Origin of the sequence: Exiguobacterium undae DSM 14481, assembly GCF_000620805.1 — a bacterium.
GTDB lineage: Bacteria > Bacillota > Bacilli > Exiguobacteriales > Exiguobacteriaceae > Exiguobacterium_A > Exiguobacterium_A undae.
Genome location: NZ_KK211187.1, coordinates 2168040 through 2179394 on the forward strand (window position 1 = coordinate 2168040; position 11355 = coordinate 2179394).

The 11355-nt window shown below is 49.5% G+C and carries 9 protein-coding genes; 2 read left to right on the forward strand and 7 right to left on the reverse strand.

Going from position 1 to position 11355, the window contains the following annotated elements; all coding sequences use genetic code 11:
* Nucleotides 1-210: 210 nt before the first annotated feature.
* From P397_RS0112055 to P397_RS0112075, 5 genes are all read right to left on the reverse strand, one after another.
* The gene (locus tag P397_RS0112055) at nucleotides 211-1320 is read right to left on the reverse strand and encodes an MFS transporter (RefSeq protein WP_235183991.1); all 1110 of its coding nucleotides are present in this window, start codon (nucleotides 1318-1320) and stop codon (nucleotides 211-213) included.
* A 202-nt stretch (nucleotides 1321-1522) separates the two neighbouring features.
* Entirely contained in the window at nucleotides 1523-4111 is a 2589-nt protein-coding gene (locus P397_RS0112060) for a HAMP domain-containing sensor histidine kinase (protein ID WP_028106715.1), read from the reverse strand.
* Nucleotides 4112-4343: 232 nt separating this feature from the next.
* Nucleotides 4344-4886, reverse strand: a complete 543-nt coding sequence (locus P397_RS0112065; RefSeq protein ID WP_028106716.1) for a hypothetical protein — start codon at nucleotides 4884-4886, stop codon at nucleotides 4344-4346.
* Nucleotides 4887-4956: 70 nt separating this feature from the next.
* Nucleotides 4957-5373, reverse strand: a complete 417-nt coding sequence (locus tag P397_RS0112070; protein ID WP_028106717.1) for a hypothetical protein — start codon at nucleotides 5371-5373, stop codon at nucleotides 4957-4959.
* Nucleotides 5373-7490 (reverse strand): DNA topoisomerase III, encoded by a 2118-nt coding sequence (locus P397_RS0112075; protein ID WP_028106718.1) that lies wholly within the window; start codon nucleotides 7488-7490, stop codon nucleotides 5373-5375. The genes P397_RS0112070 and P397_RS0112075 overlap by 1 nt, the downstream gene beginning before the upstream one ends.
* Before the next feature lie 43 nt (nucleotides 7491-7533).
* On the opposite strand from P397_RS0112075, the gene P397_RS17400 reads away from it, so the two are divergent.
* Nucleotides 7534-8436, forward strand: coding sequence for a DMT family transporter (locus P397_RS17400; protein ID WP_035414200.1), 903 nt, complete (start codon nucleotides 7534-7536; stop codon nucleotides 8434-8436).
* A gap of 48 nt (nucleotides 8437-8484) precedes the next feature.
* Here the strand turns inward: P397_RS17400 and P397_RS0112085 are convergent, their stop codons facing one another.
* On the reverse strand, nucleotides 8485-9945 hold the full coding sequence (locus tag P397_RS0112085) for an MDR family MFS transporter (protein WP_028106719.1): 1461 nt from the start codon (nucleotides 9943-9945) through the stop codon (nucleotides 8485-8487).
* 158 nt (nucleotides 9946-10103) lie between these two features.
* Between P397_RS0112085 and P397_RS17405 the strand changes: the two genes are divergently transcribed.
* The gene (locus tag P397_RS17405) at nucleotides 10104-10913 is read left to right on the forward strand and encodes an SDR family NAD(P)-dependent oxidoreductase (protein WP_035414202.1); all 810 of its coding nucleotides are present in this window, start codon (nucleotides 10104-10106) and stop codon (nucleotides 10911-10913) included.
* A 63-nt stretch (nucleotides 10914-10976) separates the two neighbouring features.
* Here P397_RS17405 and P397_RS0112095 read toward each other — a convergent pair whose 3' ends face one another.
* On the reverse strand, nucleotides 10977-11354 hold the full coding sequence (locus tag P397_RS0112095; RefSeq protein WP_028106720.1) for a hypothetical protein: 378 nt from the start codon (nucleotides 11352-11354) through the stop codon (nucleotides 10977-10979).
* Nucleotide 11355: the final 1 nt, after the last annotated feature.

Sequence of the window (11355 nt, forward strand, 5' to 3'; positions counted from 1 at the left end):
AAAAGCGCATTTTTGCGCTGTCAGAGACAAACAAGACCCGATTTCCTGCCTGAATGAGGCAGGAAAACTGGCTTGTGTCTCGCCTGAGGAAAGGGCGTGAAAAGACGAGTAATTCTTTTTTGAATCAGCCCCATTTTGTTTGACAGGAATTACTCGCTTGACGCAACTCTTTCAGCAAAAAGTAAGCATTCTAAAATCCGAATTGGATTATCAACCCCTTATCCGCAAGACAAACATCATTCCGAGTCCCAGCAACAGACCGGTCAGACCGAGGTAAAAGTACGCCCCGTTTAAGCCGATCGTCTGGCTGATATGCCCGAAACCGAGTCCTGCCGCCATCGTCGCGAGACTCTCGACGAACGAGACCGTCGAACTGCCGGTCGCCCGACGTCCATCCGGCAAACAGTCTTGCAGAAACGTCGTCAAAACAGGTTCCGACCATCCGTAGATCAAAAAAATACCGATTAGCAGCAATACCGACCAACGGCCTTCGATCACGGCGAGCAGAATGATTCCACTCATATACAACAGCAACCAATAACACAGAACCGTATACGGACGTGTTGGTTTCGGCAACAGATTACCCATTCCCTGAGCCGTCATCAAGCTGATCAGAATGATACCAAACCATGAAACGGCAATCCCCTGATCCCGGACATACAGTTGCCAAAACTCATCTAAAAAGGTGATCGTCGTACCAAACATGACGGTGAACAAGACAATCCGGACAAACGCCGGGATTTTCAAGAGACGATTCCATCCACTGTCATTCGTTCGTTCGGTCGCCGGCCGTGCACTGTGTGTGTCCGACAAAAGACAACTCGCCAGTACCGCACAGACCAAAAAACCGAAGGAAAGATAATAATGGGTAATCAAATCAAACGATTGTGCGAGCCACGCTCCCAGCAGAGCGGCCCCGCCTGCCGTCCCGAGACCAACCGCGTTCATTCGCCCGACCGTCTGCTCAAACCGATCACTTGCCCCCGTCTGTTGCATCGACTCGTACAACAACGCGTCTTCCGTCCCGCTGATGGCAGCTGTTCCGATTCCCGCCAGCACCATTGCGAATAAAAAGGACGACAGACTAAAGGCATGCAGCAGAACAAGAAACGAGAGGCACTCAAACGACGTACCGATGATCATGCCCATCTTACGACCAAACCGGTCAACTATCAGACCAAATGGAATTTCCAACACGACCAGTGTTAACGCAAAAACGATTTCCGCGTAGATGACATCTTGAATCGTCATTCCGCGTTGCTCCCAAAACAACCGCTCGATGACATAGGCTGGAATACAAGCTGTCGCAAAACGAATCAAGTAAAGAATCCGGATATTTCGACGTAACCCGACTTAACAAGGAGGACGGACAGGGTTCATTTAAAACAGCTCCTTTTCTGAATAGAGTGAGTGCTTTCTTACCAATCATTTTCCCGTTTCCATCGCCTTACAATCCACTTTCGTTGTCCAAAACAAAAGACAGTGTGTTCCGGGGAACCCACTGTCTTTGCTGTACGCATCATTATTTGTGTTTTCGAAGATGGTCGTTTGATGATAAAGGTGCTTCCACGATTTCTTCAAGCGATACCTCTGCTTGAACGAACGGCAGTTCGACTGTAAAGACCGAACCCTTCCCTTCCGTCGATTCCACATGGATCAATCCTTCGTGTGCCCGGACGATTTCTTGACAAATCGCCAGACCAAGACCGGTCCCGCCGATTTTCCGGCTGTCGGAGTTATCGACCCGATAAAACTTACCAAACAGCTCCGGTAACGCCTGACGCGGAATACCGATCCCTTCATCCGAAACCGTGACCCGTAACCGATCGTCTAATTCCTCAAGTCGTAACTCCACCTGTCCGCCGTCCGGTGAATACTTGATGGCGTTATTGATCAGGTTTCCAAACAGTTGCCGCATCTTCGCTTCGTCCGCTTCAACCTGTCGTACTGGTGCATCGCCCGTCTCGAGACTCAATTGGTGATGTGTCGCAGAACCGGCTTGGAATTCGGCTACTTCTTGGATCAAGTTCGCCAGGTCAAGCTCCTTGAAATGATACTGCTGTTGACTCGATTCCATCCGCTGAACATCGAGGAAATCATTCACGAGACTCGTCAGACGTTGTGTCTCGGTATGAATCGTCGTCAAGTAGCGTTGTTGTCGAGCCGCCGGCAAATCTTTCGCCAGCATCAATTCCGTGTAGCCGAAGATCGAGGCGAGTGGTGTCCGCAGTTCATGGGAGACCGTCGATACGAATTCCGACTTCATCCGATCGATTCCCGTCTCAATCGTCACATCGCGTAAGACGAGCATCGTTCCGCGGAATCGTCCGCCGTAATCGATGCCTTCCGCATAGACATGAACAAACCGTTCTTCTTTATTCAGAGATAATGACAATCCTTCCGTCGGGATCTCATGACTGCATACGCGGTCCATATAATCCAAGAACGCTTCATGTTGGTCGACTTGAACGGCCAACTCTTCGATCTTGACATCCAGCGTCATCAAACCGTCATCGTTGAACTGATCATGTGCCGGGTGGTGGAACAACGCCAACAATGGTTTATTGGCAAAGATTTTTCCGCCTTCGATGTAGATGACGGCTTCCCGGATCGAGTGCAACAGTTTCGACGTTTTTTCACGTTCCCGTTCGATTTCATCAAATACCCGCATCCGCAGAAGCGACAATGCCAATTGACGTGAGAACGACCAAATTTCTTCCGTCTGATCGTCGTTAAATTGATCACGGTAACGAACAAGATAAATACTTGCAATCATCGTATTTGTCGCCGGATCCATGACCGGGACGACCGTTTCATACATGCTGTATGGATACGGAAGCGGATGATCGCTCGTAACCTGTTTCGTCGACCGGACAGCCCGTTTGTGCATGCGCGCCCGCTCGAGCAAGGACATCGAGGACGTCAAGAGTTTACGTTCCTGATCAACAGTCATCCCGTAAGAGACGATATCCGTATAGCGGTCTTCCTCAAGGAAGACGATTGCCCCCAATTCGGCATCCGTGATTGTAATCAACTTCTCGATGATCGCCGGATAGGCCGTCAATGTTTCGCGTGACGCGAGGGTTTCCGTCAGTTCGTTCCGGTAACGCAAATGGGTTTCATTCCGTAACGTGATATCAAGGGCTTCTTCCAGCTCTTCTTGTTGGGTTTGCAACTCTTCTTGTTGCGCGACCAATTCTTCCTGCTGAATTTGCAGTTCGTCGTTACTGGAGACAAGTTGCATTTTTTGGGTGGAAATCGCCGCCGCCATTTGATTAAACGTCGTCGTCAATTCCCCGATTTCATCTCGTTCGTTCACGACAGGGATTGGTGTAGCGTCTTCCCCTTTGGCCAATCGACTGCTTTCGCGGTTCAGTTGGCGCAACTGTCCCGTCAACTTCGACACGAACGGGCGAACAAGTAAGGCAATGATGAGTAACAGCACTGCTAAATTGATGAAGCCCAGCACCTGTGACGCATTCACTTGTTTTCCGAGTTTGTCTTGTGCCGCCAACTCTTGTTGATTTAATGAGTTCCGATAATCTGTAAAGACCGTTTCCATGTCGACGATGCTCGAGCTCATATCAGCCGCACTTTTCGTCTTGATGTTGAATTTCCGGTCCGGATCCAGTTGCGGTGCCTGTGTCACTTTTCCAAGCGTCGCCATCTGCAGGAACGGTTCGGTGACGTCACCGTCTTTTTTAGCCGCAACATAGTTCGTCAAGCTGGGCATGACGCGTTCTGTATAGGCACTATAAAGCGCCCGGGCATCCGTTGCATATTGTTCTTCTTCTTTAAAACGCGCATTTTTTTCGAACCACGTTGTCTGGCGATTGATGGCGTCTTTTTTCCGTTCGATTTCTTCAAGCATCTCCTCATCACCTAGCAGGACGAATCCACGCATTTCGTATTGAAGACTCTGCCAGGATTCGTATAAGTTCGTCGCTCGTGTGCGATGATCATTCAACGTCAACAGTTCCTGACGCGAATCCTGCACTTGATTTTTCGTATAAAAGTAAACACCGGCTGAGGTCAGCACGAGTGTCAGAATAATCATATAGAAGGCGAACATAATTTGGCGTCCAATCGTACGATTAAGCCATGATTTCATCTATTGATCCCCCTCTATCGTGTCATTGTTACACAATTTTTTCGTTTCTAAACTCTATTTTAAAGGTTTTTTATTGAATTCCACTAAATATGCTCAAAAAAGACCGCTTTTCATCTAACTTTAATCTAAACGGTTGTATGTTACAAACAGATGTCGGAAAAGCGGGGTTTTATTCTTCTCGTGATGGAATTTGATACAAAAAGCCCACTCCGATGAACGGGTGGGCAACGATTTAAACATTCGAATGATTGGAATTTTGATGATCTGCGTGGTGCTGGTCGATATGCATCTGATGATGATCGTGGTGTGGGCTCGCATGACGACGGACCGGTTGCTCATCCGCTAATGGATCGCCTTCAAGCAGACCAAGTCGTGCATATTGCGCCAGAATGCCTTGTTTGGTTGTTCCTTCGATTAGATCCGTCTGTTGAATCAGCGCCAAAATTCCTTTTGCGAGACGAACCGGTTCCAAATTCGTCTTTTCAACCGGAAATACCGACAAGGAACGGATGTATGTCAAATAGTCTTGGGCACCCGATTCCGATGGTGTTACGAGTTGTGACGCATGATGCCGGAGTGATGTCGTGATTCCGTTCGTCGAAATTCCTTTTGAGGCCGATGAAATCAATGAAATCACGATAACGGAAAGCATCAGAACAAAAAAGATGACCATGAAAACCGGCATTCCGGCAAAAAAACCATCCCCGCCTTCTTCGAATGTCATGTCGTCGATTTCCGACAGCGATGCAAGGGTACGGATTCCAAATTCTCTCATTCAAATTCCCTCCTGTTTGATTTGATTAACTTACTTACGCAAATCAAACAGTCCAGGTTCCGGTTTAAAATCAGTTTTCCAGTAACACTTCCGCATTAAACCAATCTTCCACAAACAACGAACCGTTCGGTGCATCAATCTGATAGGAATAAAGAACAGCAAAATCACCGTCTGTCATCATCGGCAACGTCAGTTCACGCAAAACCGCTTTGACTTCCTCGGTCATCTCGGCTTCGTATCGGACAAATCCATCCTCCCGGGTTTCCTGTTCCGTCAAATACGGCATCAATAAGGTTTTACCAAACGATTGTGGATCATCAATGACTTCTGCTGTCACACCAAATAACTCTTCCGCCTCCAAAATCAACTCGTCCGCCGGTCCGACCGTCACTTCGTTTGGAAACCAGACGGTCAAGCGTGTCCCTTCCTTCAAAAAACGTTCAAACATCGGGATAAATGTTTGGTTCTCCATCAAATCGTAATGCATCAGGCTTCTCCCTTCACGAATTCAAATTTTAGCTGGTTTTGTTCGAGGTATAACATCGCCCGGAACGTCCGTCCGTTCTTTTTCATGTCCAGTGGTTTCGTTTTTTCGTGTGCCAACACCTTTTTCAGTTCTGCTTGCGTCAGGCGGGCACCGAGAATTGTTTTCGGTAACGTAAAACCACAGTTCTTTTTCTGATAGGCACTGCAACCGTAGAATTTTCCGCGATCGAGTAATTCCGCCTGACAGACCGGACAGATCCCAACAGGACGGTTTGTCGCGCCCCGTGCCCGCTTCGCCGGCACTTGCGTCGGATCCACTTCGAGTTGTTCGACACGTGTTTTGGCATCTTCGACGAGATGTTGTGACAGCTTTTTAGCCTGTTCGACGAACTGCGCTGCCGAGGCCTCACCTTTCCCGATTTGGTCGAGCCGGCTTTCCCATTTTGCGGTCATCTCCGGCGAGGCAAGGATACTTCCGCTGACGGCTTCAATTAAAATTCGTCCCTTCGCCGTCGGGTGAATTTCTTTTTTCTTGACCTGAATGTACTCACGTCGCTTCAGCCCATCAATGATGCCGGCTCGGGTCGCCTCCGTTCCCAGCCCCTCGATTTCCTTCATGATTGCTTGCAGTTCATTTTCGAGGACCTTCCCGGCCGTTTTCATGCCGAGAATCAACGTTCCTTCGGTATACCGTTTAGGTGGTTCCGTTTGTTTCTCAAGCAACTTCGCACTTTTAATCGGCACCTGTTGTCCGATTTCGACCACCGGTAAATCCAGTTCCTTCGCTTCGATCTGCAGCACACGTTTGAATCCGAGTTCCAGCGACCGGCTGCCTTTCGTGATGAACCGGTCCTGCTCCCGCTGCGTAACGATCTCCGTTTTCTCGGAACGGGCATCCGGGGCAAAGGCGGCTAGAAAACGGCGAACGATCAAATCATAGACCTGCGCATCACGGCCCGACAATTTAGCGACTGCTCCGGCTTCTTCCGTCGGAATGATTGCATAGTGGTCACTGACTTTCGCCGAGTTGACATACCGTTTATTCGTCGCCGGATTTTTGGTCAGGACGTCGGTCAGTTCCGCATACTCCGGTTGTTTGAGAAGACGTTTTAAAATCGACGGAAACTGGCTGGCTTCGTCTTTTGAGACAAACGATGAGTCCGTCCGGGGATAACTGATCCAGCCTCGGATATAGAGTTTTTGGGCAATATCCAGCGTTTCTTTTGCCCCTAGACCAAAGCGTCGGCTCGCTTCCGTCTGTAATAAAGACAGACTGAACCAAAACGGCGGCTTTTCGACCTGTTCCGTTTTCTCGACTGTGGCAATGATGCCTGTTCCCTTCGTCCGGGCTGCAATCGCCTCTGCCAGTTCACGGTCTGTAATCTTCGTCTGTTTTTTCGCATTGATGTACTTGCCTTTATATCGCGTGAAATCCGCTTCGACTTCAAAAAACGTTTCCGGTCGGAAGTTTTCAATCTGTTTTTCACGTTCGACGATCAAGGATAACGTCGGGGTCTGGACCCGTCCTAACGAAAAGACATCGGCAATTCCTTTTTTCTTGAGCAAGGTCGTATAGGCACGCGAGGCGTTCATCCCGATCAGCCAGTCGGCACAGGCCCGGCTCATCGCTTCATGAAACAGATTTTCTGTTTCTTTTCCGTCGAGCAGATTGGCAAATCCATGGTCGACGGCTTGCGGAGTCAGACTCGATATCCAGAGTCGTTGGAGTGGCTTGGCATTATTCGCAAGGCGAAGAATCAGCCGGACAATTGCCTCTCCCTCTCGCTCGGCATCCGATGCTATAATGATGGAAGTTGTCGTCCGCTCATTTAACAATTTCTTGATCACTTGGAATGCCTTGCTTTTCCCACGCGACAGGCGGTAATCAAACCGTTCGGGAATGATCGGAAGATGGTCATAGTTCCACCGTTTCCACTTGGCATCATAATGCGCCGGTTCCTGCAGTTCACATAAATGTCCGACCGCGTACGCCAGTTTGGCACCCGCCGGAAAACGATCGCACGGCTTAATTTCAATGTATCCGTCCCGCTTGACCGATGGATATGGCGCTGCGAGTTTTTCAGCTTGTTTTGGTTTTTCCGCAATGATTAATTGCATCGTTTCACCCTCATTTCCTTACTTCAAACACGCGGAGGTTCACATGCCCTATTTCACTTTATTCATGGCGCTCTTTTTTATCTCGACATCTGCAATTTTTGTTAAATGGGCCGAAACCCCGATTGAAGCCGTTGCTTTTTTCCGGATGCTGTTTTCAACGTTGCTGTTGCTCCCGTTGATCCACTTAAAAGAATTGCTCAGCCTCAGTTCGACAACGATTCGCCATATGATTTTGAGCGGCATTCTGTTAGCCGGTCACTTCTGGCTGTGGTTTCTGTCTCTTGATTATACGACAGTTGCCAGCTCGACGCTCTTCGTAACGGCAAGTCCGATTTTTGTCTTGATCGGAAACGCCGTCTTCTTTAAACAACATCCGTCCAAAAAGGCGCTCTTTTTTGTTGGTGTCGCCCTCCTTGGTGGCGGGCTCGTTGCTTACGGTGACATCGCGGTAGGTCCGCGTGCCTTAATCGGCGACGGACTGGCGTTGCTGGCAACGATTCTTGTCGCCGGTTACTGGTTGCTCGGTCAACATGTCCGGACAAGCGTTTCGACGAATACCTATTCATTTGGTGTGTACGCCGTTTCTTCCGTCGTCCTGTTGCTGTTTTCACTCATCCAATCGGTCAACCTCGTCGCTGCGTTTCAAGTCGACTGGCGTATCTATGTTCTACTCGCAGTGTTCCCGACATTGCTCGGTCATAACTTGTTCAACTGGGCCTTGTCCCGTGTCAGTGCCAGCATCGTCAGCATCACGATACTTGGTGAAGCCGTCTGGGGAATGATTTTTGGTTACTTCTTGTTCCAGGAATCGTTGACGTGGATCCAGATTGCCGGAGCCACACTGTTACTAGTCGGGATTGGTCTGTTTCTCCGACGCAATGAACGTGACATACGGGAACAATTCGCTCAACAAAACGCTGCCACAACGTCCGAATCCGAACGTTAACGCCAACTGGATGCCCTTGATTCAAAGGACATCCAGCTTGGTGTTTTTTTAGTTGGTCGGATCTTCCGGACGTACTTTCGGCAGACGAAACGTCATCAAAAAGGCGAGCACGGCACAGACTAATCCCCCGATGAAGACGAGATGTAATCCGTTTGCCAGCGCCTGTTCAGCTGCCGACTGGACTTCCGTTCCGTACCGTCCCGCTGTATCCGACTGGAAAAACGGATCGATTGAATACGCGGACAGCAACGGCGAATCACTGAAGGCTTGAATGATCGAAACGTTAAACAACGTGCCGAAAATCGCAACACCAAGCGTCTGCCCGGTGGTACTTAAAAAGGAATTGACGGCAGTTGCGGACCCCCGGAGTGACCAGTCGACGGATGTCTGGAGCACGACCATGAAAACAGGTTGAGCGAGACCAAAGCCGATTCCGATTAAGGAGACGGCAAGGTAGATGAAGACGTCACTCGACGCCCGGTCAATGAAGGTCAAGATGATCATGCCGACAACCAGCAACCCCATTCCGGTCATCGTCCGGTAACGCGGCGAAGCAATTCCAATCGTCCGTCCGCCGATGATCGCAGTAATCGTCCAGAACAACGATAAAGGCATCAGCATGAATCCGGCCTCGGTCGGACTTTTCCCGAGTACGCCCTGTGCAAAAATCGGAATATAAGCGGACATCGAGACAAGGACCCAGGCGGAAAAGAAGACGGCCAGATTAATGACGAGAATGACCGGATGACGAATCACGGCCGGCGGCAACAACGGATCCGCCGCTTTCTTTTCGACCCGGTAAAACCAAAACAGCAACCCGGCGCTGACACCAAAACTGATCAAGATGACCGGACGCAAAAATGTCTCGGACTCACTGCCCGACAATAAGGCATACAGCAACGCACTCATTCCGACGGCAAATAAAACAGCTCCCCGGTAATCAATTTTCCGGGTCGTGGCTTTAACGGTTTCCTTGTAATACACGACGATCATGATAAACGAAATCAAGGCAAACGGAACGTTGAGTAAAAAGATGTAGCGCCACGATAACGTTTCGACTAAAAATCCGCCGACGAGTGGTCCCGCCACACCGGAAATTCCCCAGACCGCACTGAGGACACCTTGGATTTTCCCACGTTCTTCGTATGTATAAAGATCTCCGATGATGGTCATCGCAATCGGTAAAACCGCTCCGGCGCCAATGCCTTGGACGGCACGGAAGATGATCAAGGATTCCATCGTCTGAGCAAGCCCGCAGGCTAACGAGGCGAGTGTAAACACGCCGATTCCGAACAACAAGACACGTTTGCGTCCGTACAGGTCGGCCATCTTGCCGTAAATCGGGGTCGAAACCGCCATGAACAGCAGGAATCCTGCAAAAATCCAGCTGACGAGTTTGGCCCCGTTCAACTCACTGGCCATGACCGGTGTTGCCGTCGCGACGATCGTTCCCTCAATCGCGGCTAAAAATGTGGCTAATAATAAGGCAATCGTGACGTTTTTTCTCACGCTGTTCAACTCGCTTTCTGTGGATGTTCCACCGTCCTTATCATACCGATGATCACCCGACTTCCAAAAGGAGATGCTTACGGAGCAGGAATCGGGGGAACAATAGGGAATGATAAGCATATAGAGATTGATTTACCAACCGAATGGAGGATTTTATTATGTTACGAAAAACCGCTTTGATCACAGGTGCTTCCGGAGGAATCGGTCTTGATTTAGCCGTCCTCGCAGCACGCGATGGTTTTGATTGTGTTCTGGTCGCCCGCAATGAGAAGAAACTCACTGAATTGAAACACGTTCTTGAAAAACGTTATCAAATTAAAGCATACACGTTTGCTGCTGACCTGTCGCAGGCGGACAGCGTCTCCCGTGTCATTGATTATCTCGACGAACATGAACTGACAGTCGATTTATTGTTCAACAACGCCGGCTTTGCCACGTCGGGACGTTTTGCGGAAATCGATCCATCAGAAGATATCAACTCGATTCACGTCAACGTCGTCGCTCTGACGGATCTGACGAAACGATTGGTTCCGGGTATGATTGACCGTGGATTTGGTCGCATCCTCAATGTCGCTTCGGTCGCCGCCTTTATGCCGGGTCCCTACATGAGCGTCTATTATGCAACAAAGGCGTACGTCTTGTCGTTCTCAGAAGCGCTGGCGTCAGAACTCGACGGATCCGGTGTCACGGTCACGTGTCTCTGTCCAGGACCAACGGATACGAACTTCTTTGACCGGGCTAAAATCACGTTACCGTTCAAAAGTATGCCGTCACATCTCGTCGCATTCGCCGGCTACCGCGGCACATTAAAAGGAAAACGGGTCGTCGTGCCGGGTGCAAGCAACCGTGCCATGGTGACCGTCGCGAAATTCCTGCCACGCCGTCTCTTGACGGAAGTGACGGGTCGCATTCAAAATCCGGATCAGCAACAAGAGACGCCGGAAGAGGAATTCAGCTTCTCCAATTGATCCGTCAGACAAGAAAAGACGTTCGTCGCGTCCCTGCTGGGAATCGACGGACGTCTTTTTGGATTAGTGCATCTGATTCGGACGGTGAATATGATCCGTCCACCATTTTTGAAGCGTTCGCGGCAATGAGGTATAGCGATACACATACCGGAACGTGACCAGCGCCGTCACCATCGTCATATAGCCGGTCGAGAGCATCAATAACCAGGCAACGATCGATAAAAATAAATCGGTCTCAAAAAATAAATGTCCGATCAGTCCCCCTTCGACTGATGTGATCATCATCGCGGCCGGAAAAATGGCAGCTGCCAGTAAATAAAAGCCGGCATACCGCCCCCGGACCGTTCGCTTCAGCAATAAGATACTTCCAAATAACAGACCAAACGCTGCAATAAGTACTAACAACAACAGATACGTTATGGATAGCGCTGAACCAATCATG